Raw genomic sequence first — 26,532 nt, forward strand, 5'->3', positions numbered from 1 at the left:
TTAGCCAAATCTTTATATACCGGTCGGTTTTTTGTACACGCTGGCCTCCGTGCCCCCCAGTGCGTTACCCTTACGTCTTATGTGTGTTTTCCCACAAGGATTTAAGAAATGTCCGAGCCAGTCAAACTGCGCGCTCACAGCCAGGCCCATTGCAAGGATTGCAGCCTGGCTCCCCTCTGCCTGCCACTTTCATTGAATCTGGAAGACATGGATGCGCTGGACGACATCGTCAAACGCGGCCGCCCGCTGAAAAAAGGCGAGTTTCTGTTTCGCCAGGGCGACAAGTTTGATTCCGTCTATGCAGTACGCTCTGGCGCGTTGAAGACCTTCAGCCTCAGCGACGGCGGCGAAGAGCAAATCACCGGTTTCCACCTGCCAAGCGAGTTGGTCGGGCTGTCGGGGATGGACACCGAGATTCACCCGGTGTCGGCCCAGGCCCTGGAAACCACCTCGGTGTGCGAAATCCCATTCGAGCGCCTGGATGAACTGGCCCTGCAACTGCCGCAATTGCGCCGCCAATTGATGCGCGTGATGAGCCGCGAGATTCGTGACGACCAGCAAATGATGCTGCTGCTGTCGAAGAAAACCGCCGATGAGCGCATTGCCACCTTCCTGGTCAACCTGTCGGCGCGCTTTCGCGCCCGTGGGTTCTCGGCCAACCAGTTCCGCCTGAGCATGTCGCGCAATGAGATCGGTAATTACCTGGGCCTGGCGGTTGAGACCGTGTCCCGCGTGTTTACTCGTTTCCAGCAGAACCAGTTGATCGCCGCCGAGGGCAAAGAGGTGCATATCCTCGACCCGATCCAGCTGTGTGCATTGGCTGGCGGTTCCCTGGAGGTCTGATCCAGGCTGCGGCCGCGCCAATCGGCGAGGCCGCAGGTATACTTCGAGTCCGTTTTCCGCTCTGGACTCCTCGACGATGACTTTTGATTCGTTCGACATCAAATCCCTGATTCGCCCCGTCATCGACTTCCCCAAGCCTGGGGTGATCTTCCGTGACATCACGCCGCTGTTCCAATCGCCCCGCGCCCTGCGCCTGGTGGCCGACAGCTTTGCCCAACGCTATGTCGAAGCCGACTTCACCCATATCGGTGCGATGGATGCCCGTGGCTTCCTGATCGGCTCGATCATCGCCTACCAGCTCAACAAGCCGCTCATCCTGTTTCGCAAGCAAGGCAAGCTGCCGGCGGACGTGCTGGCCGAGGGTTACCAGACCGAGTACGGCGAAGCCTTCCTGGAAGTGCACGCCGACAGCCTGTGCGAAGGCGATTCGGTGCTGATGTTCGATGACCTGATCGCCACCGGCGGTACCCTGATTGCTGCAGCGAACCTGGTGCGGCGCATGGGGGCAAAGATTTTTGAGGCTGCGGCGATTATTGATTTGCCAGAGCTGGGTGGCTCGCAGCGCTTGGCAGACATGGGGATTCCGACGTTTTGCCTGACGCAATTTGGGCTGACTGAGAGATAAGGGTCGTCAGTACTGCCGTCATCGCGGGCAAGCCCGGCTCCCACCTTGGAATGCATTCCCCTGTGGGAGCTGGGCTTGCCCGCGATGAGGCCCGAAAGAACACCCTGGTTTACAACCCCATCTGTTTACTGATGATTTCATTCATCACTTCACGCGTCCCGCCACCAATCGACAGAATCCGGTTATCGCGATAAAGCCGTTCCACCAGGCTGCCACGCATATACCCCTGCCCCCCCAATATTTGCACCGCGTCATACGTCACCCGATCAGCGGTATCGGTGGCCAGGTTCTTGGCCATGGAAATCTCTTTGATCACACTCTTGCCAGCGGCCATCTTCGCGGCCTGACGATAGGTGAACTCGCGGGAAACCTCCACGGCGGTAGCCATTTCCGCCAGGCGATGCTTGAGCACCTGGAATTTGCCGATGGGTTTGCCGAATGCTTCGCGCTGGGCGGCCCACTGGAGGCTTTCCTCCAAGGCCAGTTGCGCGGTCATGTTGGCCATGAGGGCCAAGGCCAGGCGCTCGCTCTGGAAGTTGCCCATGATGCAGGCAAAGCCCATGTTCTCGACACCGATGAGATTGCCCACAGGCACGCGGCAATCGTCGAAGAACAACTCGGCGGTGTCCGACGCCCACCAGCCCATCTTCTTCAGCGGCTGGCCGACGGTGAAACCCGGGATGCCTTTTTCGATCAGCAGCAGGCTGATACCGCCAAAGCCCGGCCCACCTGTGCGCACGGCCACGGTGTAGAAATCAGCGCGAATGCCGCTGGTGATAAAGGTCTTGGCGCCGCTCACGCGGTAATGCTCGCCTTCACGTACGGCGCGGGTTTGCAGGTTGGCTACATCCGAGCCGCCGCTGGGCTCGGTGACCGCCAGGGCGATGATCTTCTCGCCGGCGAGCACCAGAGGCGCTATGCGCTCACGCACGTCGGGCCGGGCCCATTTGACGATGGGCGGCAGGCCAATATCCAGGGAGCCGAGCCCGGCCACCACGCCACCGGAGCCGCAGCGCATCAGCTCTTCGCTGGCGGCGACCTTGGCGAACAGATCGCCTTCGTGGCTGCCACCCAGCGCCTCGGGGTAGCCGATGCCCAGAACGCCCGCCGCACCGGCCTTGAGGTAAAGCTCGCGGGGAAAACTTTCCGCTTCCTCCCATTGCTCGATGCCGGGCAACATCTCGCGTTCGACGAAGCGGCGCACGCTGTCGCGGACCAATTGGTGGCTGGGATCGAAGTATTCCTGAAAGGCAGACATCGGCAAGCTCCATGGCGGGATGGAGCGAACTTACCAAGCGCTTGCTTGGTTATCAAGCCGAATACATTTTTTACCGTCACACAAAACCAATGTGGGAGCCGGGCTTGCCCGCGATGCAGACGCCTCGGTTTTTCAGGTACACCGTGGTGATGCTATCGCAGCGATGCGGCGACCCGACAAGCCAGCTCCCACATTGGGACTGCAGTAGGTTTTAAAGCGCGATGGGTTTGCGGCCTGCGAACGAGTGCGCCAGGGTGCCGCCGTCCACCAATTCCAACTCGCCACCCAACGGTACGCCATGGGCGATCCGTGAAGTAATCAAACCTTTATTGGTCAGCAACTGAGCGATGTAGTGCGCCGTGGCTTCACCTTCCACCGTCGGGTTGGTCGCCAGGATCACTTCAGTAAAGGTGCCCTGCTCTTCGATTCGCGCCACCAGTTGTGGAATACCGATGGCTTCCGGCCCCAGGCCATCGAGCGGCGACAGGTGGCCCTTGAGCACGAAGTAACGCCCGCGGTAACCGGTCTGCTCCACGGCGTACACATCCATCGGCCCTTCCACCACGCACAGCAACGTGTCGTCGCGACGCGGGTCGGCGCATTGCGGGCAGAGTTCTTCTTCGGTAAGGGTGCGGCACTGGCGGCAATGGCCCACACCTTCCATGGCCTGGCTCAGGGCCTGGGCCAGGCGAGTGCCGCCGCTGCGATCACGCTCCAGCAGTTGCAGCGCCATGCGCTGGGCAGTTTTCTGGCCGACGCCGGGCAAAGTGCGCAAGGCGTCGATCAGTTGGCGAATCAGGGGGCTGAAGCTCATGGGCGAAGGGTCCGACAAAACAACGAGACGCGGTTTATACCCGCGCCCCGGATTAGCGTCAAATACTCAATCCTGCGCGACGCGCACCACCAACTTGCCGAAGTTGCGCCCTTCGAGCAGGCCGATAAAGGCTTCGGGCGCCTGCTCCAGGCCATCGACCACGTCCTCGCGGAACTTGATCTTGCCCTCGCGCACCCAAGGCGCCATAGCGCTGAGGAACTCCGGCTGGCGGTCGCCATAGTCGTCGAACACAATAAAGCCCTGGATCCGCACCCGCTTGGTCAGCAAGGTGCGTTGCAGCGCCGGCAAACGGTCAGGGCCGCTGGGCGCTTCATGGGCGTTATAGCCGGCGATCAACCCGCACAGCGGCACGCGCGCCTTGGGGTTGAGCAAAGGCAGCACAGCATCGAAGACTTTACCGCCGACGTTTTCAAAGTAGATGTCCACGCCTTTGAAGCAGGCCAGGGCCAGTTCATGGGCAAAGTCTTCGCTCTTGTGGTCGATACAGGCGTCAAAGCCCAACTCATCCACCACATAGCGGCATTTGTCCGCGCCACCGGCGATGCCCACCACGCGCAAGCCCTTGAGCTTGGCCACCTGGCCCACCACCGACCCCACCGCGCCCGACGCAGCCGCCACCACCAGGGTTTCCCCGGCCTTGGGCTGGCCGATATCCATCAGGCCCATATAGGCCGTCATGCCCGGCATACCCAGTACGCCCAGGGCCATCGACGGACTCGGCAGACCCTTGGGCAGCGGGATCAGGTTATGGCCTTCGCAAATGCAGTGGCTTTGCCAGCCAGTGGCGCCGACCACCAGGTCGCCCACTTCGAATTTCGGGTTGCGCGATTGCTCGACACGGCTGACAGCCCCACCGGTCATCACTTCACCGATTTCCACGGGTGCGGCGTAGGACGGCGCGTCACTCATGCGTCCACGCATGTAGGGGTCCAAAGACAGGTACAGGGTCTTGAGCAGCACCTGGCCGTCTGCCAGGTCCGGCAGGCTGACACGTTCCAGGCGAAAGTTTTCCGGCGTGGGTGCGCCTTGAGGGCGTGAGACCAGAACGATGCGTTGGTTGAGCGTCATTTCTTGAGGCATCAGCGGGGCTCCTTTATCGGTGAGTGGTTTCAACGGTATAGGGTGCAGACCATCGGTGAAGGCTTGGGGTTCGATGTTTCGACCGGCGAAAAAAATGCCAGGCACGATGCCTGGCATTTGAGTCTAGCTAAAGCGTGTATCAGAACGGCAGTTTCATGCCCGGTGGCAGTTGCATGCCAGCGGTCACGCCGGACATTTTGTCCTGGCTGTTGGCTTCGATCTTGCGCACAGCGTCGTTGACGGCTGCGGCGAACAGCGCTTCGAGCATTTCCAGGTCATCTTCACCCACGCCCGGCAATACGCTTGGGTCGATGCTGACACGCTTGATGTCGTGACGACCGGTCATCACCACGCTGACCATATCGCCACCGGCTTTACCGGTGACTTCGGCGTTGGCCAGCTCTTCCTGCATCTTGGCCATTTTTTCCTGCATCTGCTGCGCCTGCTTCATCAGGCCGGCCATGCCACCTTTCATCATGGGAATCACCTCAAAAGTACGTGGATCAATGAATAGCCCGGTGTCATGACGCTTGGGGCACCGGGGCTTCGACAGGTTCAATAGTATCGTGGCGGACGACCGCACCGAACTGTTGCATCATTTGTTGGATAAGCGGATCTGCGTGGATCGAATCCTCAGCCTCGCGCTGGCGGTTAAGGCGCCGACGGGTCGCGGCCTGGGCCGGCGTTTCCTGCTCGGGCTTGATCAGCTCGATGGCAATGGTCAGCGTGCGCCCATGGTACTGGTTGAGCGCATCGTTGAGCCGGCGCTGCTGGGTGGCGTTGAACAAGGCGCTATGGGCCGGGTCCAGGTGCAGCAGCCAGTGGTCGCCTTCGATGGAAATCAGGGTGCAGTTGGCGGCGATACTGCCGGTCATGCCGGAGATCGGCAATTTCGGAAACAATTCCAGCCATTGCAGGGCCAGACCGGTAGCCGGGGCCGCGGCAGGTTCTGCCTCGGGCTCGGGCGCCGGTTCCGCGGTGTGCTCGCTGGCCAGTTCGTCCAGGTAGCTGTAGGCCGAATCCATGTCCGGCTCGATGTAGTCTTCGTCCAGCGGCGGTTCGTCATCCAGGTCAATGCCCGGCGTGGCCGCGTCGACCTGGGCGACCGTCGGTTCAGGAACGGGCGCCGATACCCACTCAGGGGCATCCGGCACCACGCTGTCCGGAGTCGGCGTAGGCATCGGCGTCAGCTCGGGTTGCTCGCCGGTGGTTTCCAGCACGGGCTCCACGGCGGGCTGTTGCTCGGGCTCTACTTGCGCTTCGACCGGGTCATTCCAGGGCAAGTCGACCACGGGTTCGGGCTCGGGCTCAATGACCGGCTCGGGCTGGACCACCGGTGCGACGGCAACCGGCGCAGGTTCAGGCTCAGGTGCCGGCGCAACCGGCTCAGGCACAGCAATCGCAGGCGCTGCAACTACTGGCGCGACAACGGCCGCCCCAGCCACGGGTTTGGCGGAATCAACTGTGGCCTGGCTGATCCCCACTGGCTTTAGCGGCTGTCTCGGTGCGTCTGCCGAATCTGCCGGCCGGAACGCCAGCATGCGCAGCAGCACCATTTCAAAGCCACCCCGCGGGTCGGGTGCCAGGGGCAAGTCGCGGCGACCGATCAGGCCCATCTGGTAGTAGAACTGCACGTCTTCGGCCGGCAAGGCCTGGGCCAGGGCCAATACGCGATCACGGTCGCCATGACCGTTGTCCACGCCTTCCGGCAGGGCCTGGGCGATGGCGACGCGGTGCAATACGTTGAGGATTTCCGAAAGCACGCCATTCCAATCCGGGCCTTGCTCCGACAGGTGGCGCACCGCTTCGAGCAACGCCTTGGCGTCACCCTCGATCAGCGCGTGCAGCACGTCGAACACCTGGCCGTGGTCCAGGGTACCGAGCATGGCGCGCACGTCGGCGGCCATGACCTTGCCTTCACCAAACGCGATGGCCTGGTCGGTGAGGCTCATTGCATCGCGCATCGAACCATCGGCGGCACGGCCCAGCAACCACAGCGCGTCGTCTTCGAACGGTACGTTCTCGACGCCCAGCACGTGGGTCAAATGCTCGACCACACGCTCGGGGGTCATGTTTTTCAGGGAGAACTGCAGGCACCGCGACAAAATCGTTGCCGGAAGTTTCTGCGGGTCGGTGGTGGCCAGGATGAATTTGACGTAGGGCGGCGGCTCTTCCAGGGTTTTCAACAAGGCGTTGAAGGAGTGGCTGGACAGCATGTGCACTTCGTCGATCAGGTAGACCTTGAAGCGGCCACGGCTCGGCGCGTACTGCACGTTGTCCAGCAGTTCGCGGGTGTCTTCGACCTTGGTACGACTCGCAGCGTCGATCTCGATCAGGTCGACGAAACGCCCTTCGTCGATCTCACGGCACACCGAACAGGTGCCACAAGGCGTCGAGGTAATACCGGTTTCACAATTCAGGCATTTGGCGATGATGCGCGCAATCGTGGTCTTGCCCACCCCGCGCGTACCGGTGAACAGGTAGGCATGGTGCAGCCGTTGGCTGTCCAAGGCATTGATCAGAGCCTTGAGCACATGGGTCTGGCCGACCATTTCGCGGAACGAGCGCGGGCGCCATTTACGTGCAAGAACCTGATAACTCATCGAAAACCGTCGCAACTGGGAAGCAGAAGCCGGTAATGCTAGCGGAGCAAGGGGGAAATTGCATCCGGCACGCTCGTCTAATCTGACGAAGCTTGTTCGATTGGCCTCCCAGAGGGCACCTGAGGACGTTTTGCTGGCACCTTGGAGCGCCAACGCCCTTCCAGACTGATAGCGGCGACGCTGGCCAGCACGACCACTGCGCCCAGCATCACCTGCAGGGTGACGTGTTCGCCAAGCAGCGTGGCGGCCATCAGCATGGCAACCGGTGGAATCAGGTACATCGCCACCGACGCACGACTGACCTCGACGTGCTTCAACACGTAACCCCAGGCCAGATAGGCCAAGGCACTGGGAAAAATACCCAGCACCAGCACGGCGAGATTCTCCCCCATCGGTGCCTGCACGATGGCGGCGGGCAGTCCCGGCAGGTTCACGCACAGCATCAGCGTGCCGGACCACACCATGTAGCACGCCATCGTCAACGGGCTGTAGCGATGGGCGTAATGTCGCTGGATGGCGAAGTACACACTCCATGAGCAGGCCGCCAACAAGATCAGCAAACCCCGTGGGTTGAGATCGCCCATGCCCTGGTCGCCCCAGATCACCACCAGTACGCCAGCCAACCCCAACAGCACGCAACCCCAGCGCCAGGCGCTGACCTGCTCTTTCAGGCAGAAAAACGCGATCAACACACTGAACAACGGCGCCGACTGTGCCAACACACTCGACGCTGCCGCCGTCACCCATTGCTGCCCATGATTGAGACTGGTGTGGTGCAGGAACACCCCGAAAAAGCCCAGCACCAACAACCACGGCAGGTCGCGCAATGGTGGCCGTCCAATTCCCACCCCCCAGGCCACGCCGCCCATGAATACCGACGCGATCAAAAACCGCAGCAGCGCCAATTGGCCGGGGCTATAACTGTGCAACCCCATGTGTACGCCGATGGGCGAATACGCCCAGCAGAGGATGACGCTGGCACTGACTAGCGTAAGCTTCAGAGGTGACGGAGTATTCATCGACAGCATCCACGCAAAAGGAATGCTGCCAGTCTTGGCCCAGGCCAGGCATAGAACAATTAAGCGTTTCTGACTTCTGAAATCATTGGAACTGAGCAATGGAACTGGCCCAACTGAAAATGGTGCGAGCCGTGGCGCAAACCGGCAGCGTGGCCCAGGCGGCACTGCAATTGCACTGTGTGCCGTCCAACATCACCACGCGCATCAAGCAGCTGGAAAGCGAGTTGGGCACGCCGCTGTTTATCCGTGCTGGCCGAGGGTTGGCGATCAGCGCTGCGGGAGAAATCTTCCTGGATTACTGCGAACGTATCCTGGCCTTGGTGGATGAATCCAAACGCGCGGTGGATGCCAGCGCCATTCCCCGTGGCACCTTGCGCATCGGTGCGGTGGAATCCAGTGCCAGCGGGCGCTTGCCGCCGCTGCTGGCGGAATACCACCGGCGTTATCCCAATGTCAGCCTGGAACTGGTCACCGGTGCCTGGGCGCAACTGCTGGACGACCTGCAGCACCACCGCCTGGACGTGGCACTGGTGGCCGCCGGCGGCAAACGCACGAAGCTGGAACAGAGCGTGGTCTACAGCGAACGCCTGGTGCTGATCGCCAGCGCGTGCAGCGCGCCTATCAATAGCGCCGAGGACTTGGCCGGCCGTACATTGCTGGTATGGCCGCCGGGCTGCCCTTATCGCGCCGCCCTGGAAAACTGGCTCAAGCCCCATAACGTCAAGCCAGCGATTGCCAGCTATGCAAGCTGGGGCACGATCATCGGTTGCGTCAGCGCGGGGATTGGCGTGGCGTTGGCACCCGAGGGGATCCTGGCGCGCTATGAACAGGCCAATCAGTTGGCGTCTTATCGCTTTGAAGCGCTGACGCCCGTGGACAACCTGTTGTTCTGGCATACGGACACCCAGCGGCACCTGGCGCGAGATGCGTTCGCCGGGCTACTGCGCGAGACCTTTGGCTGACTTGCTCGCTCCTACAATTTAGGGCTTCGGGGCAGCCAACCGTGCGTACTGGCCCTGGCTGATCCAGCCCGTGAACGAGCGGTCGTCAGCGTTGATGAATTCCACCTGCGCCCAACCGTCCTTGAACGCCAGTACGCCCACCACGTCATGCTTGACGATGTAGGGCCGCTTTGCCGCTTTGGCGCCCGGCGTTTTAAGCAGGTAAGCCTTGTCGGCAGACACCGTCACCAAGCCGATCCATTGTTTGCTGGCGGTCTGGCTCAGCTCCAGGCCCGTGGCGATTTCCGGCATCAGCACATTGATGCAGCCAGGGTGTTGGCGGCCCTGCGCCACGGTCAGGGTCACCCCGTCGGGCGCCGCGGCCACACTGCCTGGGTAGGCAGCGTCCCGCCAGGTGGTGAGCGCTTCGGGCTTGCCTTGCAGGTAGAACGTGCAACCACGGGCCACCCCCTCGCCCATCGATTCCTGATAGAACCCCTCGACCTGATGCCCAGGCGTCACCGCCAGCATCAGCCCTTCATATTTACCTGAATGCAACGCCGCCGAGCCGGCCAACGCGGGCGCCACGGCGCACCACGACAACACTCCCATCGCCAGATAACGAATCATCTTATTTCTTCCCTTCAAAGGCTTCGTAGGCTTGTTTCATCAGGACGTCATAGTTGCCGTAATCGTCGCCATTATAGTTTCGGGCCATGGCGGTAAAATCCTTGTTTTTCATCGCGCTCAACAACGCCGAGTTGTGGCTGCAAAGGCTGAGATAGGCCTTGAGTTGATTACCGGCATTGACCTTCAATGACGCCACGAACTCAAACACCGTCTTGAACCCGCACGCCGCAAAATTGAACCCCATGATTTGAAACATGCCCCAGGAGGCCGACATCAAGGCCGCTTCCTGGTCCAGCGCAAAGGCAGTGGCCATGGTCTCCCAGGCCTTGACCTGATCCTTGTTGTTCGTCTGCCATTGCGGGCCGGCTTTTTTCTTGTAGACATACGACAGCAGCGGCTGCGACTGGTCGTAGATGTGCTTGGTGTACTTGCGAAAGTGGTGCCCTTCAAAGGCGATGATCGGCAACTTGGCAGGCCCGAACCCCACCTTCCCGCCCGACTCCACCGTGGCGAACGCCTTGACCACATTCACCGAAATACCGTTGCCCAATTGCTTGGCGGCGTTCTGGAAATCCGTATCGCTCAAGGTCGTCCCGCCGTCGCAGGTGGACTGCATCATCAACTGCCGGTTACGCCGCTCGGCCTCGATCACCGCACGCACACGGTCCAGGTACACATTGACCGTGGCCTGTACCGCATCGATGTTGTTATTGCCGAAAATGTTGAGAAACGTCGGAATGCGCGTGTTAGGAAAAGCCCGCACCGGCACCTTCAGCGCCTCTTCGATCAGACTGTTGAACGTTCGCCCGGTGGGGTCGATCACGCCATCGGGATGGGCGTACTTGAGATGGCGAAACTGATACTGGCTGATGCACTGCACCAACTGGCCGTCGCACTTGCCGTTTTCCAGCAAGGCAAACCCCATCTTGGGAATGATCAAATTGAATAGATACTGGATGCACTGAACATCGGCGGGCAAGTTGCGGGCTTTGCCGGGCGTCCCTACCGAAGCACTGATAAGACGAGGCAACCCTTGCAGGCTTTTCATGACAGACATCCTTGTGAGTGAAAGAAGCGATAGCACTTCAATATCAAATCCATGCCCTTGTCATACTCTGAAACAAGTGGCCGGCGCAAGCTAACAAGGCGGTCTGCGGGTTGTCCAGAGGGCTTTATGAAAGTTGTGAAACAGCCGGATTAAATCCGTCAGTAACCGTGGGATTCACGGGTCTTTTGATACTTGTGGTAGTCGAGCCACTCGACCACATCGTAGGGCAGGTACAACTGCACCCGGGCTCGTGAAATCGCGATATACACCGCACAGAGTCGTTGATCGAACGCGTAGGCGTCCTGGAACTTCACGTTGGTCAACAGTTCCGGCGTAAGCAATACCCGGTCGAACTCCATGCCGCCCGCATCCTGCGCCAGCATCAACAGGACGCGCTCGTCCGGATGGCCGATCAACCTGTTCAAACGCGTGACATCCGCCACGTTAAAGCCTTTTTCCAGTTCGGCCTCGACCCACAGAAACGCCTCATCGAACTGGCAGGCTTCGCGCACCTGCTGCCAATCGGCCATGTCACTGAAAAACGCATGGGGGCCGAGGTCATTGAACTCATTGCTATAGAAATCGGGTTTGAACAACGCGATGACCGTGTCCATGAAATGCTTGAGCGACTGCTGGGCCTCTTTGCTCGCCAGGCCGAACGCACAACGGGCGTGGCTCAGTTGGATCGCCCACTGCATGGTGTCCCAATGGGAAGCGGTCAACACCACGCAACCTTGCGGGGGTACAAAACCCTGCGGATAAAACTCAATGCCGACATCGGCATCGCGTGCGCCCTCGAAAAGCGATTTGCTTTTTTCCGAGTGCAAGCTGATCAACGGGTTGACCAGGCGCTCGACATTGCGCCCGGAACGCACGGAGTAGCACACGTCGGTATGGCGAACCTCACGGGCGCGTTTGACCACGCCGCCACTGGCCTGCTGATACTCATCCCCCAAAGTGATCAGCACCTGGCGGCCGCGCTCGATGATTTGCAGCAACGGCGCGGGGATGTCCTGGCTCTCATCGATGAGCACGTGGGTATAGCGCTCGGGGACGACGCAGCCTGCAAGGCTGGCGCGCTTGATCATCAACAAGGCTTCAAACCCGGTATGCCGGCCCCAGGCCGGGTTCGCCTCAAGGTAGCCCCACAACCGGCTGGCATATTCGAGCAGCACCCTGGCATCGACGCCGGCGAGCGGTTGCTTGAAATGCGGCAAATGCTGGGCCGACAAGCTGTACTCCCAAGAGCGGCAGTAGGCTTCAAGCACCTTGAGGCACACCTCCACTACCGCTTGCCCTTCCAGGCGACGAAAACCAAAGATATTCAGTTCTTGGGCGAGCGCCTGCTTGGTCGGCACCCTCACCGGCGCATTCAGCGGCTTTGGCCTGGGGCCATGCAATAGAGCATGGGCGAAGTCCTGAAAGGTATGCCCGGCCTTACGCTCCCGCGCTCCCACTATGCGAGCACGCAGGGTTTCGAGTTTTGCCGGGGTGCGTGCCAGCAGCAAGGTCTTTTCCGGGCGCAGGTGCTCCAGCAAGGCCACCAGCAGGTGACTCTTGCCAATGCCTGCGTAGCCTTGCACATGCAGGTCTTCGTTCAGGTTGGCACGGAAGGTTCTGAGCAGCTTGTCCTGCTCGGCGCTCAACCAGCGCTCGCGATGCCTGGGCGTGATCACCTGCTGGCTGAACGGATCATTGGCCTTGAGATGGCGGACTTTATACTCGACGTCCCATTTGCCACTGGGTAACAGGTAGTCCTGCGCCTGGACTTCCTCCTCCAGCAGAAAGCGCAGCTTCAGGCTTTTGACCACATTGAGGCCGAAGTACAGCTTCCTCTGATCGAACAGCCGCTGCGCTTCAGAGAGCAGGGACACACTGGCCGAATGGCGGGCATCGACTGCCCAGTCAATCAGCTTGGCCAACACTTTTTCAGCACCGTTGGCGCTAAGGTCGCTTTCCGGCACCTGCGCCAGGTTCTGGATCACCAACACCGCCGCCAATTGGGGCTCACTCAGGGCTACAAGCGCATCGAAACCCTCACTGCCCAACAACCCCGCACAGGTGTGCTCGGTGATCGGCAAGAAAACAGGGCTGGATAAATTGAAATGTTCCGAGTGCATAGAGCCTCGTAGCCAGGGGAAGAGACGCTTGGGAGTATGCCACTAGACGGGAAATGACCGTCATGCACTGTGCAGGAAGCATCACAGATGACGGGCTGAAAATAACTTGAGATTTAGAAGGGACTGCAGAAGGGAGCGTTATGGAGGCAACCCCACCAGCCACACCCCGGCACACAATGTTCCCGCTGTGGCTGCTGCCTTCCGGCTCTGACCAGGTTCACGGGTAATCGTTGCGGGGGGACCGATGGGGTCACCATAACGACGCTGCCTCTCGGCAAGCCGCGCCATTGTACCCATCTCATCGGAAGTTACAACCGTTGGTTCCGGATTAAAAAATGAGAAGGCTCAAGCACTTGCCATAACCCCATCAGCCCTGCCGCCCTCTTCCTGGATGACCAGGTGAATAAAGTGCAGCTTGGCAATCACCGCGGGCGGCAGCACGAAGGGATAGAAATCCGGCTGGCCCATGGCGCGGGACAGTTCGTTGAGCATGCCGGCCAGTTCGATCCAGGCATTGACGAAGGAAAGGAATGCCGGGCCGCCAGGGTGTTGCGGGTCGTAGAGCGTGGTCAGCGGGAATGGCTGGTAATCCAGGTCCATCTCGCGGGCGCTCATGCCAAAGCCCAGGGCTGTGTCCACGGCGTCCATCATGTGCAGGTAGTGGGCCCAGGTTTCAGCCCAATCTTCCCAGGGGTGCATGGTGGCGTAGGCGCTCACGCAGGTGAGTTGCCAGTCGGGGCGCGGGCCGTTCTGGTAGTGCTGGTCGAGGGCCTCGGCATAACTGGCGCGTTCGTCGCCGAACAGGTTGCGAAAATGAGGGAGCCAGTGGCTGTTGGCGATCAGGCGGTCCCAGTAGTAATGACCGACTTCATGGCGAAAATGGCCGAGCAAGGTGCGGTACGGCTCGCGCATCTGTACGCGGACTTTTTCGCGGTGGGCGTCATCGGCTTCCTTGATGTCCAGGGTGATCAGCCCATTGGCGTGGCCGGTGGTGGGCGCGTTGCCTTCCAGGTCGATACCGATAAAGTCGAAGGCCAGGCCAGTCTCTTCGTCAACGCTCTTGGGCACCACTTGCAGACCCAGGCTGATCAGTTGCGCGACCAAGCGGCGCTTGGCGGTTTCGACCTTGCGCCAGCGTTCGGGGTTTTCCGCAATTGATAGGTCAGGAATGGTGCGGTTCAGGCTACAGGCCACGCACAACGGCGCGGTGCTGTGGGCAGGAATCAGCCAGTTGCACGCAGCCGGCGAGTCGAGGTTGGCGCAGCGCCGAAAAGCGCCAGCATCAAGATTGTCGTCGGCCAGCCAAGTACCGACCACCGGCCCAGGTTGCAGGGACGACAGGCGGCTTTGCTGCGGCTGGTAACCCAACGCCGCCTGGCAGGCCAGGCATTGGCTGTTGCGAAAGAACAGCGACTGGCCACACCGGCATCGCCACACCTTGCTGTTGCGCGAGGTTTCGGCCATGAACGGAGCGGCGATGCGCGTGCTGAGTTGCTCGAAGTAGCGGAACATGGCGATCTCTCCCTGGGGTGACAGAGACTAGATCATTTCTCGGGAGAGAACGTTCCCACGCTCCGCGTGGGAATGCCGCCTTGGACGCTCTGCGTCTGCGCGAAGGCCGTGACGCGGAGCGTCACAGGATGCGTTCCCACGCGGAGCGTGGGGACGATCAATCAGACGGTGATGTTGTGCTTGGCCAGGAAGGCGACGAAGGCCTCTTCGTCCAGTACTTTCAGGCCCAGCTCATTGGCCTTGGCCAATTTCGAGCCGGCGCCCGGTCCCGCCACCACGCAGTGGGTTTTCGCCGAAACGGAACCGGCCACCTTGGCCCCCAGGCTTTCAAGCTTGTCCTTGGCCACATCGCGGCTCATCAGCTCCAGGGAGCCGGTGAGTACCCAGGTGTGCCCGGCTTCGGGCAAGCCTTCAACGACCTTTTTCTCGCTCTGCCAGTGCATGCCGAAGTCCTTGAGCTGCTGCTCGATGGCCAGGGCATGGTTGGCGTTGTCGGCATTGTCGAAAAACTCCCGTACAGCCTTGGCTTGCTTCTCGGGCAGCGCCTGGCGCATGTCGAGCCAGTCAGCCTTGATGATGCCCTCCAGCGAACCGAACTTGTCCGCGAGCTTCTGCGCCGCGCCCGGTCCGACCGAAGGCACGTGCAGCTTGTCGAGCAAACCGCCCAAGGTGGTGCTGGCGGCGAATTCCGCGCTGAGTTCGCCCTGCTCCTGCAATTGCAGGCCGCATTCGTCTGGCGACAACAGTGCGCCAATCACCTGCTGGTTGTGCCCGTCTTCAAAGAAGCTATGGATCTCATGGGCCACTTCCAGCCCTACATCCGGCAAGTACGTCAGCACCTCTGGCAACGCCTTTTGAACACGCTCCAGGGACGCCAGCGAGCGCGCCAGCACCTTGGCCGTCTCCTCGCCCACATCGGGAATGCCCAAGGCGTAGATAAAGCGTGCCAGGGTCGGGGTCTTGCTGTTTTCGATGGCGCTGATCAGCTTCTTGCTGGAGGTATCGGCAAAGCCTTCCAGGTCGATGATCTGTTCGTATTTGAGCTTGTAGAGATCGGCCGGCGAGCCGATGAGCTGTTCATCCACCAGTTGCTCGATGGTCTTCTCGCCCAGGCCGTCGATGTCCATGGCCCGGCGCGAGACGAAATGAATGATGGCCTGCTTGAGTTGCGCACCGCAGGCCAGACGCCCGACGCAACGGTACACCGCGCCTTCGCTGACGGTTTCCTTGCCCTTACTGCGCTTGACCAACTGCGTGCGCTCCACATGGGAACCGCACACCGGGCAATTTTGCGGGATCTGCACAGCGCGGGCGTTTTCCGGGCGGCGTTCGGTGACCACCGAGACCACCTGCGGAATCACATCACCGGCGCGGCGGATGATCACGGTGTCACCGATCATCAGCCCCAAGCGTGCCACTTCGTCCATGTTGTGCAGGGTGGCATTGGACACGGTCACACCGGCCACCTTGACCGGCTTGAGGCGCGCCACCGGCGTGACCGCACCGGTACGGCCGACCTGGAATTCCACGTCGAGCAGCTCGGTGAGTTCTTCCATGGCCGGGAATTTGTGCGCGATCGCCCAGCGCGGCTCGCGGGCACGGAAGCCCAGTTCACGCTGGTAGGCAATGCTGTTGACCTTGAACACCACGCCGTCGATTTCATAGCCCAGCGCATTGCGGCGCTCGCCGATGTCGCGGTAGTAGTCCAGGCATTCCTGGATGCCCTTGGCCAGCTTCAACTCGTGGCTGATCGGCATGCCCCACTTCTGCAACTGCTTGAGGTTGCCGATATGGGTGTCGCTGATATCCGCGGTCACCTGGCCGATGCCATAGCAGCAGAACTCCAGCGGGCGACTGGCGGTGATCTTCGAATCCAGTTGGCGCAAGCTGCCCGCCGCAGCGTTGCGCGGGTTGGCGAAGGTCTTGCCGCCCACTTCCAGTTGCGAGGCGTTCAACCGCTCGAAACCGGCCTTGGACATGAACACTTCACCGCGCACTTCCAGGGTGGCTGGCCAGCCCGCGCCGTGCAGTTTCAGAGGGATATTGCGCACGGTGCGCACGTTGACGCTGATGTCCTCGCCCGTGGTGCCGTCGCCCCGGGTGGCACCGCGCACCAGCTCGCCATCCTGGTACAACAGGCTGACCGCCAGGCCATCCAGCTTCGGCTCGCAGCTGTATTCCACCGCCGCGCCAGCGCCAAACAGATCGCCCACCGGCAGGTCAAGGCCCTCGGTGACCCGGCGATCAAACTCCAGCATGGTGGTTTCATCGAAGGCGTTGCCCAGGCTGAGCATCGGGATCTCGTGCTTGACCTGGGTGAACGCCGACAATGCCGCACTGCCGACCCGCTGCGTCGGCGAATCACGCGTCACCAGTTCCGGGTGCTCGGCCTCCAGGGCTTTGAGCTCGTGGAACAGGCGGTCGTATTCGGCGTCCGGGATGCTCGGCTCGTCGAGGACGTGGTAGCGGTAGTTATGCTGATCCAGTTCAGCGCGCAGTTCGAGGATGCGGGTATGGGCGGCGGTCATGGGTGTTCTCTCATAAAGCAAAAGAGCAGCCGAAGCTGCTCAATATGTTAGTGCACGGATTCTACAGACAACGCTTAAGATCGTTCCTCAGCGTTTCTGTGTCAGGGCGCGACGCTCGAACTCGACGATGCGCTGACGGTAGTGTTCGATGGTCTGGGCGGTGAGCACGCTGCGTTGGTCGTCCTTGAGCTCGCCGTTGAGTTCCTGGGACAGCTTGCGGGCGGCGGCCACCATCACGTCGAACGCTTGTTTGGGGTGACGCGGGCCTGGCAGACCAAGGAAGAAACTCACCGCCGGGGTGCTGAACAGGTCGATATCGTCCAGATCGAACGTGCCCGGCTTGACCGCGTTGGCCATGGAGAACAGCACTTCGCCGTTACCGGCCATGCTTTCGTGACGATGGAAGATATCCATCTCGCCAAAACGCAGGCCGCTTTCGAGGATGTTCTGCAAGAGTGCCGGGCCTTTGAAACCGCCGGCGTCGCGGCAGATCACGCTGATGACCAGCACTTCTTCGGCAGCCGGCTGATCGTTCACCGATTGGCGCGACGCGCTTTTGGTCGCGGTCTCGTCCGGGAAATCATCATCACGGCTGCTGAAGCTCGGGCCGTCGTCAACGTCGAGGTTCAGGTCGCCCTGGTGTGGCTCGGCAACCGCCGCGCCACCACGCTTGCCGCGCTTGGAGGACGGTTCGCGGGCTTCACGCAGCGGGGCGCTCATCGACGGCAGGTCGTGCTCGTCCAGTTGCGGCTCTTTATGGGTATCCAGCACACGGGGCGGCCCAAGCAGCTCGGCGGCGCCGTCGTCGTCAGGCAAGTTGGACAGGTTTCGGTCCAGACGGAACTTGAGCTTGCCCTTGCCACCGCGCATACGGCGCCAGCCATCGAAAAGAATACCGGCAATGACAATGATGCCGATGACGATCAGCCACTCGCGCAGACCGATTTCCATGTAATCCCGTGCCTCTAATAAAAAATGCTGAAAAATAAGGGGTTTAGCACCGTGCAAACCGCTTTAAAACGTGGCGCCAACTCTATGTTCTGACTGACGTTTTGCCCACGCACACGAAAAATTGACATTAAACTAGCACGACCAAAGATAACTTTACACCGTCTGTCAAAATGCCTTGAACAAATATGTCCATTTGCCACTTTCCCCAGGCCGGTAAATCGCCCTACAGCGTGCTGTAAATTCTCTCTCCCGGCGTGGCTCAGGATTCCACCATCGCCATCGCCTCTTCCACATCCACCGCTACCAATCGCGAACAGCCGGGCTCATGCATCGTCACCCCCATCAACTGGTCGGCCATTTCCATGGCGATCTTGTTGTGGGTGATATAGATGAACTGCACCGTCTGGGACATCTCTTTGACCAACCGAGCGTAGCGTCCAACGTTAGCGTCATCCAGCGGTGCGTCAACCTCGTCGAGCATGCAGAACGGGGCCGGGTTCAACTTGAAGATGGCAAATACCAGGGCCAATGCGGTCAGGGCTTTCTCGCCGCCGGACAACAAATGGATGGTGCTGTTCTTCTTGCCCGGAGGCCGCGCCATGATCGTTACCCCTGTATCGAGTAGATCTTCGCCCGTCAGTTCCAAGTAGGCGCTGCCACCACCGAAAACTTTTGGGAATAACGCCTGTAAACCGCCATTAATCTGATCAAAGGTATCTTTAAAGCGGTTGCGGGTTTCCTTGTCGATCTTGCGGATCACGTTTTCCAGGGTGTCCAGGGCTTCAACCAGATCAGCGTCCTGGGCATCCAGATAACGTTTACGCTCGGACTGCTGCTGGTACTCATCGATAGCGGCGAGGTTGATCGCGCCCAGGCGTTGAATACGTGCGGCAATCCGTTCAAGTTCTTCTTCGGCGTCTTTCTCGTTGGCCTGGGCGGTCAGGGTGTTGAGCACGCCGTGCAGGTCATAGCCGTCTTCCAGCAATTGGTCTTGCAAGGTCTTGCGGCGCACGGTGAGGGCTTGCCATTCCATACGCTGTTGTTCGAGCTGGCCGCGGATCAACTGGGATTGCTGCTCGGCCATGGTGCGACGCTTTTCGGCGTCGCGCAGTTCGCGGTCTGCGTCTTCCAGGGCGATCTGTGCGGTCTTGAGTTCGACGTCGACGGTCATGCGCTTATCGAGCAATTCCTCAAGCTTGAGACGCAGCTCTTCCAGCGGCGCCTCGCCCTCCTCCAGGTTGAGGCTCAGTTGCTCGCGCTTTTCGGTCAGGCGTTCGGACTGCATCTCCAGGCGCTCAAGGGCCTGGCGCGTGGAATCATGCTGGGCGCGCAACGAGCCCAAGCGTACGGCCAACTGATGGGCGTGGTCCTTGTGCTGCCGGGCTTCCTGGCGCACGCGGTCAAGGCGCTCACGCAGGCTGTCGCGCTGGGCCAGCAGCAACTCGCGCTGTTCGGTGTCCAGGGCCATGCTGTCGAGGGCTTCCTGCAAGTGCAGGCGCGCTTCACCGATCTGTTCGTGTTCCAGGGCGCGCTGTTCGCCCATCTCGGCCACTTCTTCGTCAAGACGGGTGCGGCGCAGGGTCAATTGCTCCACCTTGGCCCTGCTCGCAGACAACTGGGCTTTCAATTCGCCTTGCTGGCGCGCTTCGTCCTGCAACAGCCGACGCAGGTGTTCGCGGCCGGTTTCCTGCTGACGCTGGGTAGCACGCAGGGTTTGCAGTTCGGTTTCCAGGCTTTCCAGTGTGGCTTCGCGTTCTTCACGCTCAGCGCTCAGGTTGACGATTTCCTGGCCACGGGCCAATACGCCACTTTCCGCCTCACTGGCGCGGCGCACGCGCAGGAAGTGGCGGCCGACCCAATAACCATCGCGGCTGATCAAGCTTTCGCCGGCCGCCAATTGGCCGCGTTGGGCCAAGGCTTGCTCCAGAGACTCCACCGGCCTGACCTGGCCCAGCCAAGGCGACAGATCCATCGCCGCCTCGACCTTGTCCAGCAAACTACCCGGCACCCGCGCACCCTCGGGCGCCGGGCTGAGCAGGCGCAAATCGCCCTGGGCAAACCCGGCCAGGTCGAAGCCGCCGAAATCATCCACCAGCACCGCTTGCAGATCGGCGCCCAGCACGGTTTCCACCGCCAATTCCCAGCCGGCTTCGACTTTCAAGCCTTCGGCCAGGCGTGGGCGTTCGGCCAAATGCTGGTCGCGCAGCCATTCGGCGGTGCCGGTACCGGGGTCGAGCGCGGCTTGCTGCAAGGCCTCCAGCGAAGCCAACCGACCATTGAGCCGCTGCAAGTCGCCCTGGGCTTGCTGCTGCGCCTGGGTCGCGGTGTGCAATTGCTGACGCAGTTGCTCCAGGCGCTCCACTTGCTGCTCTTCGCTGGCCTCCAGCTCTTCCAGGGTCATTTCGCTTTCGGCCAGTTGTTCGCTCAGCGCCATGATCGCCGCGTCTTCCGGGTCGGCGGCGAGCAGTACGCGCTCTTCCTGCAGCCGGCGCTGGCGCTCGGCCAGGCGTTCCATGCTGGTTTCCAGCTGCTGGATGCGCGACTGCTGCACCTCGGCCTGGCGGCGTGGCTCGGCGGATCGCAGGTTGAAGGCGTCCCACTGCTCCTGCCAGCCGTGCATGGTGGCTTCGGATTCTTCCAGGGCGGCGGCGGCCTCTTCGGCGGCGGCGCTGGTGATTTCCTGCTCGGGGGTGAGCATGTCCAGCTCTTCGCCCAAGGTCAGCAGCAAGGTACGGTCATGGCCCAGGTGCGATTCGGTTTCCAGGCGTGCGCGTTCGGCTTCCTTCAAGTCATCCTGCAACTGGCGCAAACGCTGCTGGCCGTGCTGGATACTCTGCTCGACCCGGGCAATGTCACCGCCCACCGAATAGAAGCGGCCTTGCACCAGATTGAAGCGTTCGGACAACTCATGGTGGCCGTCACGCAGGCGCTCGATGCTGGCGTCGGCATTGCGCTGCTCGGCCACCAGCGCTTCAAAGCTGACTTCCTGGGTGCCAATAATCGCTTCGCGCTGGCCCACCTGGTCATTCAAGGCCTGCCAGCGCAGGGCCGACAGTTGCGCCTTGAGCTGGCGCTCTTCGCCCTTGTATTCCTGATACTTCTCGGCGGCCTGCGCCTGGCGGTGCAGGCGTTCGAGCTGGCGCTCCAGCTCTTCGCGCAGGTCGGTCAGGCGGGCGAGGTTTTCGTGGGTGCGACGGATACGGTTTTCAGTCTCGCGACGGCGCTCCTTGTACTTGGAGATGCCGGCCGCTTCTTCGATAAAGTTACGCAGGTCTTCGGGCTTGGCTTCGATCAGCTTGGAGATCATGCCCTGCTCGATGATCGAATAGCTGCGCGGGCCCAGGCCGGTGCCGAGGAAAATATCGGTGATATCGCGACGGCGACACTTGGTGCCGTTGAGGAAGTAGCTGTTCTGGCTGTCGCGGGTGACTTTACGACGGATGGAAATTTCCGCGTAGGCGGCGTATTCGCCGATCAGGGTGCCGTCGGAGTTATCGAATACCAGTTCGATACTGGCCTGGCTCACCGGCTTGCGGCTGGTGGAGCCGTTGAAAATGACGTCGGTCATCGACTCGCCGCGCAGGTTTTTCGCCGAGCTCTCGCCCATCACCCATCGCACGGCGTCGATGATGTTCGACTTGCCGCAGCCATTGGGCCCCACCACCGCCGCCATGTTGCTGGGGAAGTTGACGGTGGTGGGGTCGACGAAGGATTTGAACCCCGCCAACTTGATGCACTTGAGCCGCACGCTTAGGCGTCCGCCAAGGCTGCGATGACCAGCGAACTGCTGCGCTGGCAATAGGCTGTGAGCACCAGGCGAATCTGCACCAGGTCACGGGCCAGTACTGCGGCGAGCAATTGCTCGAACAGCGCCAGGAACTCGCTCATGGACGCCTTGCGCTGATCCAGGGCCAGGTAATAAGCGCGGTTCATCGCCGGCTGCAGGTTTTCGACGGTTTCCTGCAAATAAGGGTTGTTGGCGAAGGGGTACGCGGCGCGCATCACGCTGAAGCTTTCTTCGACGAAAGCGCGGATGTCCTCACGCTCCAGGCTCAATTGAAGGCGTTGCTGGATCTGCAGAAACGGCGCCATGTCGGCCTGGGTCTGCCAGCCTTCGGCAACCGCATTGCCGAGCAGGATGTACATCTCGCCCATCAACGTACACAGGCTCTGCACCTTGTGCGCGGTAAGTTCGGTGACGTGAGCGCCACGGCGCGGCAGGATCGCAATCAAATGGCGGCGCTCAAGGATCAGCAAAGCTTCGCGCACGGAACCACGGCTGACGTTGAGCGCCAGCGTGACCTTCTGTTCCTGGATCCGCTCCCCAGGCTTGAGATCGCCGCGAATGATACGTTCGGCGAGGTGGTGAGCAATTTGCTCGGCGAGACTGTCCGGCGCCTTGAACGTCATGTTTTCCCTTCAAAATCTTCTATCAGTACAAGCGCGGCAGTGTAGCGCATTGGCCCGCTGATGGCGCTACGCCCACCGTGGCGAATTTGGCATGAAATAAGCAACGTTGAAGCCTGTAAGCCGCCAAAAACGCCGGTTCCAGAAGACTGGACCATAATTGAAAGTGTTGCGACCGCATTTTCTTGACCCTTAGGTCAGAAAACCATTGACCGAAAAGTCAGACATGACTAGATTCGGCGCAAAGCGGTTAACAACAATAATGAGTCTGCGAGGCCTTCCGTGATCCAGTTTTTACTTAACCAGGAACTCCGTAGCGAGCACGCCCTGGACCCCAACCTGACCGTGCTCAACTATCTGCGCGAGCATGTGGGCAAACCCGGTACCAAGGAAGGCTGCGCCAGCGGCGACTGTGGCGCGTGCACCGTGGTGGTCGGCGAGCTGCACACCGACGAGCAAGGCGCCGAGCAGATTCGTTACCGCAGCCTCAATTCCTGCCTGACGTTCGTGTCGTCGCTGCACGGCAAACAACTGATCAGCGTTGAAGACCTCAAGCACAAGGGTCAACTGCACAGCGTGCAACAGGCCATGGTCGAGTGCCATGGCTCACAGTGCGGCTTTTGCACCCCGGGCTTCGTGATGTCGCTGTTTGCCCTGCAAAAGAACAGCGACGCCCCCGACAGCCACAAAGCCCATGAAGCCCTGGCCGGCAACCTGTGCCGCTGCACCGGTTATCGCCCGATTCTCGCCGCCGCCGAACAGGCCTGCTGCAACAAGCCCCAGGATCAATTCGACAGCCGCCAGGCTGAAACCATCGCCCGCCTCAAGGCTATCGCGCCGACCCAGACCGGCGAACTCAACAGTGGTGACAAGCGCTGCCTGGTGCCACTGACCGTTGCCGACCTGGCCGACCTCTATGACGCCTACCCACAAGCCCGGCTGCTGGCCGGCGGCACTGACCTGGCGCTGGAAGTCACCCAGTTCCACCGCACCCTGCCGGTGATGATCTACGTCGGCAACATTGAAGCCATGAAGCGCATCGAGCAGTTCGACGACCGCCTGGAAATCGGCGCGGCCACCGCCCTCTCCGACTGCTACGCCGCGCTGCACCATGAATACCCGGACTTCGGCGAACTGCTGCAACGCTTCGCCTCCCTGCAAATTCGCAACCAAGGCACCCTGGGCGGCAATATCGGCAACGCTTCGCCGATTGGTGATTCGCCGCCGCTGCTGATTGCCTTGGGCGCGCAGATAGTACTGTGCAAGGGCAACACCCGCCGCACCCTGGCGCTGGAAGACTATTTCATCGACTACCGCGTCACCGCGCGCCAGGACAGCGAGTTCATCGAGACCATCATCGTGCCCAAGGGCCACACGCTGTTCCGGGCCTACAAGGTGTCCAAGCGCCTGGACGACGATATTTCCGCCGTATGCGCAGCGTTCAACCTGAAGATCGACAACGGCGTGGTCAGCGAAGCGCACGTTGCGTTCGGCGGCATGGCCGCCACGCCAAAACGCGCAACCCGCTGCGAGGCTGCGCTGGTAGGCGCCACTTGGAATGCGGCCACGGTAGAAAAAGCCTGCACCGCCCTGGCCGGCGACTTCACCCCACTGTCGGACTTCCGCGCCAGCAAGGAATACCGCCTGCTCAGCGCGCAGAACCTGCTGCGCAAATACTTCATCGAACTGCAAACGCCGCACATCGAGACTCGGGTGACCGCTTATGTCTAACCATCACGCCGTGGTAAAAACCCAGGCCGAACTTGCCGCACTGTTTGCCCAGGACCTCACCACCGGAGTCGGGCGCAGCGTCAAGCATGACAGCGCCGCCAAACACGTCAGCGGTGAAGCACAGTACATCGACGACCGCCTGGAATTTCCCAACCAGTTGCACCTGTATGCGCGCATGTCGGACCGCGCCCACGCCCGGATCATCAGCATCGACACCGCGCCCTGCTACGCCTTCGACGGCGTGCGCATTGCGATCACCCATGAAGACGTACCGGGCCTGAAAGACATCGGCCCGTTGACGCCCGGCGACCCACTGCTGGCCATCGACACCGTTCAGTTCGTCGGCCAGGTGGTGCTGGCCGTGGCCGCCCGCGACCTGGAGACCGCACGCAAGGCGGCAATGGCGGCAGTGATCGAATATGAAGACCTGGAGCCAGTGCTGGATGTGGTCGAGGCGTTTCGCAACAAGCACTTCGTGCTCGACAGCCACACCCACCAACGCGGCGACTCGGCCACTGCGCTGGCAAGCGCCAAGCATCGCATACAGGGCACCTTGCATATCGGCGGCCAGGAACACTTTTATCTGGAAACCCAGATCTCTTCGGTGATGCCCACCGAAGACGGCGGCATGATCGTCTACTGCTCCACGCAAAACCCCACCGAAGTGCAGAAGCTGGTGGCCGAAGTGCTGGATGTGTCGATGAACAAGATCGTGGTCGACATGCGCCGCATGGGCGGTGGTTTTGGCGGCAAGGAAACCCAGGCCGCCAGCCCGGCGTGCCTGTGCGCCGTGGTGGCGCGCCTCACTGGCCAGCCGACCAAGATGCGCCTGCCACGGGTCGAAGACATGCTGATGACCGGCAAGCGCCACCCCTTCTATATCGAATACGACGTAGGGTTTGACGACAACGGCCGACTGCACGGCATCAACCTGGAACTGGCGGGTAACTGCGGTTGTTCGCCGGACCTGTCCAACTCGATTGTCGACCGCGCCATGTTCCACGCCGACAACTCGTATTACCTGGGCGACGCCACGGTCAACGGCCATCGCTGCAAGACCAATACCGCCTCCAACACGGCCTATCGCGGCTTCGGCGGCCCGCAGGGCATGGTCGCCATCGAAGAGGTGATGGACGCCATCGCCCGCCATCTAGGCCAAGACCCGCTGGCGGTGCGCAAGGCCAACTACTACGGCAAGACCGAGCGCAACGTTACCCACTACTACCAGACCGTCGAGCACAACATGCTCGAAGAAATGACCGCCGAGCTTGAGGCCAGCAGCCAATACGCAGAGCGCCGCGAAGCGATCCGCCTGTACAACGCCCACAGCCCGATCCTGAAAAAAGGCCTGGCGCTGACCCCGGTGAAATTCGGTATTTCGTTCACCGCCAGTTTCCTCAACCAGGCCGGCGCGCTGATCCATATCTACACCGATGGCAGCATCCACCTGAACCACGGCGGCACCGAGATGGGCCAGGGCTTGAATACCAAGGTCGCGCAAGTCGTGGCCGAGGTATTCCAGGTAGAAATCGACCGCGTCCAGATCACCGCCACCAACACCGACAAGGTACCCAACACCTCGCCCACCGCTGCCTCCAGCGGCGCCGACCTGAACGGCAAGGCCGCGCAGAATGCGGCCGAAACCATCAAGCAGCGCCTGGTGGAATTTGCGGCGCGCAAGTACGACGTAAGCGAGGCGGACGTGGAGTTTCGCAACGGCCATGTGCGCGTGCGCGAGCAGATCCTGAGCTTCGAGGCGTTGATCCAGCAGGCGTATTTCGCCCAGGTATCGCTCTCCAGCACAGGTTTCTACAAAACCCCGAAAATCTTCTACGACCGCAGCCAGTCACGCGGGCGGCCGTTCTACTACTACGCGTTCGGCGCGGCCTGCTGCGAAGTGATCGTCGACACCCTGACCGGCGAATACAAAATGCTGCGCACCGACATCCTGCATGACGTGGGCGCCTCGCTGAACCCGGCCATCGACATCGGCCAGGTGGAAGGCGGCTTCATCCAGGGCATGGGCTGGCTGACCATGGAAGAGCTGGTGTGGAACAACAAAGGCAAGCTGATGACCAACGGCCCGGCCAGCTACAAGATCCCGGCAGTGGCCGACATGCCGCTGGACCTGCGGGTGAAGCTGGTAGAGAACCGCAAGAACCCGGAAGACACGGTGTTCCATTCCAAGGCCGTGGGCGAGCCGCCGTTCATGCTGGGGATTGCGTCGTGGTGTGCGATCAAGGACGCGGTGGCGAGTTTGGCTGACTATCGCCAGCAGCCCAAGATCGATGCGCCGGCCACGCCCGAGCGGGTGTTGTGGGGGTGTGAGCAGATGCGGCAGTTGCGGGCGGCGAAGGCTGTCGAGGCTGACACTGAATTGGCTTCGCTCTAGACCCAGGCG

19 protein-coding genes and 1 other RNA gene are annotated in these 26,532 nt (G+C 61.1%); 5 read left to right on the forward strand and 15 right to left on the reverse strand.

The window, feature by feature from the left end; genetic code table 11:
* The first annotated feature begins 108 nt into the window (after nt 1-108).
* Complete coding sequence (gene fnr / locus BOP96_RS09930; RefSeq protein WP_005790290.1) at nt 109-843, forward strand: fumarate/nitrate reduction transcriptional regulator Fnr; 735 nt, start codon at nt 109-111, stop codon at nt 841-843.
* Between the two features lie 76 nt (nt 844-919).
* On the forward strand, nt 920-1,468 hold the full coding sequence (locus BOP96_RS09935; protein WP_003193191.1) for an adenine phosphoribosyltransferase: 549 nt from the start codon (nt 920-922) through the stop codon (nt 1,466-1,468).
* A gap of 109 nt (nt 1,469-1,577) precedes the next feature.
* Here the strand turns inward: BOP96_RS09935 and BOP96_RS09940 are convergent, their stop codons facing one another.
* From BOP96_RS09940 to BOP96_RS09965, 6 genes are all read right to left on the reverse strand, one after another.
* Nucleotides 1,578-2,726 carry an acyl-CoA dehydrogenase family protein gene (locus BOP96_RS09940; protein WP_014719452.1) on the reverse strand — a complete coding sequence of 383 codons (1,149 nt, stop codon included), beginning with the start codon at nt 2,724-2,726 and terminating at the stop codon, nt 1,578-1,580.
* Between the two features lie 211 nt (nt 2,727-2,937).
* Nucleotides 2,938-3,540: a recombination mediator RecR gene (recR, locus tag BOP96_RS09945; protein ID WP_014719453.1), complete on the reverse strand. Its 603-nt coding sequence runs from the start codon at nt 3,538-3,540 to the stop codon at nt 2,938-2,940.
* Nucleotides 3,541-3,606: 66 nt separating this feature from the next.
* Nucleotides 3,607-4,641, reverse strand: a complete 1,035-nt coding sequence (locus tag BOP96_RS09950; protein ID WP_003193196.1) for an NADP-dependent oxidoreductase — start codon at nt 4,639-4,641, stop codon at nt 3,607-3,609.
* A 139-nt stretch (nt 4,642-4,780) separates the two neighbouring features.
* On the reverse strand, nt 4,781-5,119 hold the full coding sequence (locus BOP96_RS09955) for a YbaB/EbfC family nucleoid-associated protein (RefSeq protein ID WP_003193199.1): 339 nt from the start codon (nt 5,117-5,119) through the stop codon (nt 4,781-4,783).
* Between the two features lie 43 nt (nt 5,120-5,162).
* Complete coding sequence (dnaX, locus tag BOP96_RS09960) at nt 5,163-7,244, reverse strand: DNA polymerase III subunit gamma/tau (protein ID WP_058410732.1); 2,082 nt, start codon at nt 7,242-7,244, stop codon at nt 5,163-5,165.
* 77 nt (nt 7,245-7,321) lie between these two features.
* On the reverse strand, nt 7,322-8,263 hold the full coding sequence (locus tag BOP96_RS09965) for a DMT family transporter (RefSeq protein WP_014719455.1): 942 nt from the start codon (nt 8,261-8,263) through the stop codon (nt 7,322-7,324).
* Between the two features lie 98 nt (nt 8,264-8,361).
* On the opposite strand from BOP96_RS09965, the gene BOP96_RS09970 reads away from it, so the two are divergent.
* Nucleotides 8,362-9,225 carry a LysR family transcriptional regulator gene (locus tag BOP96_RS09970; RefSeq protein WP_014719456.1) on the forward strand — a complete coding sequence of 288 codons (864 nt, stop codon included), beginning with the start codon at nt 8,362-8,364 and terminating at the stop codon, nt 9,223-9,225.
* 18 nt (nt 9,226-9,243) lie between these two features.
* Here BOP96_RS09970 and BOP96_RS09975 read toward each other — a convergent pair whose 3' ends face one another.
* From BOP96_RS09975 to BOP96_RS10015, 9 genes are all read right to left on the reverse strand, one after another.
* A complete protein-coding gene (locus BOP96_RS09975; RefSeq protein ID WP_014719457.1) occupies nt 9,244-9,834 on the reverse strand; it encodes a hypothetical protein in 591 nt (196 codons plus the stop codon).
* A gap of 1 nt (nt 9,835) precedes the next feature.
* Nucleotides 9,836-10,882, reverse strand: coding sequence for an N-acetylmuramidase family protein (locus BOP96_RS09980; RefSeq protein WP_014719458.1), 1,047 nt, complete (start codon nt 10,880-10,882; stop codon nt 9,836-9,838).
* Nucleotides 10,883-11,040: 158 nt separating this feature from the next.
* Nucleotides 11,041-13,002, reverse strand: a complete 1,962-nt coding sequence (locus BOP96_RS09985; RefSeq protein ID WP_073452582.1) for a hypothetical protein — start codon at nt 13,000-13,002, stop codon at nt 11,041-11,043.
* 150 nt (nt 13,003-13,152) lie between these two features.
* An RNA gene (gene ffs, locus BOP96_RS09990) (signal recognition particle sRNA small type) lies at nt 13,153-13,249 on the reverse strand.
* 98 nt (nt 13,250-13,347) lie between these two features.
* Nucleotides 13,348-14,514, reverse strand: coding sequence for a zinc-binding metallopeptidase family protein (locus tag BOP96_RS09995; protein ID WP_014719460.1), 1,167 nt, complete (start codon nt 14,512-14,514; stop codon nt 13,348-13,350).
* A 161-nt stretch (nt 14,515-14,675) separates the two neighbouring features.
* On the reverse strand, nt 14,676-17,042 hold the full coding sequence (ligA, locus tag BOP96_RS10000) for an NAD-dependent DNA ligase LigA (RefSeq protein ID WP_073452584.1): 2,367 nt from the start codon (nt 17,040-17,042) through the stop codon (nt 14,676-14,678).
* An 87-nt stretch (nt 17,043-17,129) separates the two neighbouring features.
* Nucleotides 17,130-17,993, reverse strand: a complete 864-nt coding sequence (gene zipA / locus BOP96_RS10005; RefSeq protein WP_014719462.1) for a cell division protein ZipA — start codon at nt 17,991-17,993, stop codon at nt 17,130-17,132.
* Between the two features lie 259 nt (nt 17,994-18,252).
* A complete protein-coding gene (gene smc / locus BOP96_RS10010; RefSeq protein ID WP_032903102.1) occupies nt 18,253-21,741 on the reverse strand; it encodes a chromosome segregation protein SMC in 3,489 nt (1,162 codons plus the stop codon).
* A gap of 2 nt (nt 21,742-21,743) precedes the next feature.
* Nucleotides 21,744-22,403 carry a GntR family transcriptional regulator gene (locus BOP96_RS10015; RefSeq protein ID WP_014719464.1) on the reverse strand — a complete coding sequence of 220 codons (660 nt, stop codon included), beginning with the start codon at nt 22,401-22,403 and terminating at the stop codon, nt 21,744-21,746.
* Between the two features lie 279 nt (nt 22,404-22,682).
* Here BOP96_RS10015 and xdhA point away from each other — a divergent pair, with 279 nt between their 5' ends.
* Nucleotides 22,683-24,131 carry a xanthine dehydrogenase small subunit gene (gene xdhA / locus BOP96_RS10020; RefSeq protein ID WP_073452586.1) on the forward strand — a complete coding sequence of 483 codons (1,449 nt, stop codon included), beginning with the start codon at nt 22,683-22,685 and terminating at the stop codon, nt 24,129-24,131.
* Nucleotides 24,124-26,523 (forward strand): xanthine dehydrogenase molybdopterin binding subunit, encoded by a 2,400-nt coding sequence (gene xdhB, locus BOP96_RS10025; RefSeq protein ID WP_073452588.1) that lies wholly within the window; start codon nt 24,124-24,126, stop codon nt 26,521-26,523. The genes xdhA and xdhB overlap by 8 nt, the downstream gene beginning before the upstream one ends.
* Nucleotides 26,524-26,532: the final 9 nt, after the last annotated feature.

Origin of the sequence: Pseudomonas sp. FSL W5-0203 (assembly GCF_001896155.1) — a bacterium.
Taxonomy (GTDB): domain Bacteria; phylum Pseudomonadota; class Gammaproteobacteria; order Pseudomonadales; family Pseudomonadaceae; genus Aquipseudomonas; species Aquipseudomonas paracarnis.

Coding starts and splice junctions, on each gene's coding strand:
- fnr (WP_005790290.1), top strand. CDS start 109: ATGTCCGAGCCAGTCAAACTGCGCGCTCACAGCCAGGCCCATTGCAAG.
- BOP96_RS09935 (WP_003193191.1), top strand. CDS start 920: ATGACTTTTGATTCGTTCGACATCAAATCCCTGATTCGCCCCGTCATC.
- BOP96_RS09940 (WP_014719452.1), bottom strand. CDS start 2,726: ATGTCTGCCTTTCAGGAATACTTCGATCCCAGCCACCAATTGGTCCGC.
- recR (WP_014719453.1), bottom strand. CDS start 3,540: ATGAGCTTCAGCCCCCTGATTCGCCAACTGATCGACGCCTTGCGCACT.
- BOP96_RS09950 (WP_003193196.1), bottom strand. CDS start 4,641: ATGCCTCAAGAAATGACGCTCAACCAACGCATCGTTCTGGTCTCACGC.
- BOP96_RS09955 (WP_003193199.1), bottom strand. CDS start 5,119: ATGATGAAAGGTGGCATGGCCGGCCTGATGAAGCAGGCGCAGCAGATG.
- dnaX (WP_058410732.1), bottom strand. CDS start 7,244: ATGAGTTATCAGGTTCTTGCACGTAAATGGCGCCCGCGCTCGTTCCGC.
- BOP96_RS09965 (WP_014719455.1), bottom strand. CDS start 8,263: ATGAATACTCCGTCACCTCTGAAGCTTACGCTAGTCAGTGCCAGCGTC.
- BOP96_RS09970 (WP_014719456.1), top strand. CDS start 8,362: ATGGAACTGGCCCAACTGAAAATGGTGCGAGCCGTGGCGCAAACCGGC.
- BOP96_RS09975 (WP_014719457.1), bottom strand. CDS start 9,834: ATGATTCGTTATCTGGCGATGGGAGTGTTGTCGTGGTGCGCCGTGGCG.
- BOP96_RS09980 (WP_014719458.1), bottom strand. CDS start 10,882: ATGAAAAGCCTGCAAGGGTTGCCTCGTCTTATCAGTGCTTCGGTAGGG.
- BOP96_RS09985 (WP_073452582.1), bottom strand. CDS start 13,002: ATGCACTCGGAACATTTCAATTTATCCAGCCCTGTTTTCTTGCCGATC.
- BOP96_RS09995 (WP_014719460.1), bottom strand. CDS start 14,514: ATGTTCCGCTACTTCGAGCAACTCAGCACGCGCATCGCCGCTCCGTTC.
- ligA (WP_073452584.1), bottom strand. CDS start 17,042: ATGACCGCCGCCCATACCCGCATCCTCGAACTGCGCGCTGAACTGGAT.
- zipA (WP_014719462.1), bottom strand. CDS start 17,993: ATGGAAATCGGTCTGCGCGAGTGGCTGATCGTCATCGGCATCATTGTC.
- BOP96_RS10015 (WP_014719464.1), bottom strand. CDS start 22,403: ATGACGTTCAAGGCGCCGGACAGTCTCGCCGAGCAAATTGCTCACCAC.
- xdhB (WP_073452588.1), top strand. CDS start 24,124: ATGTCTAACCATCACGCCGTGGTAAAAACCCAGGCCGAACTTGCCGCA.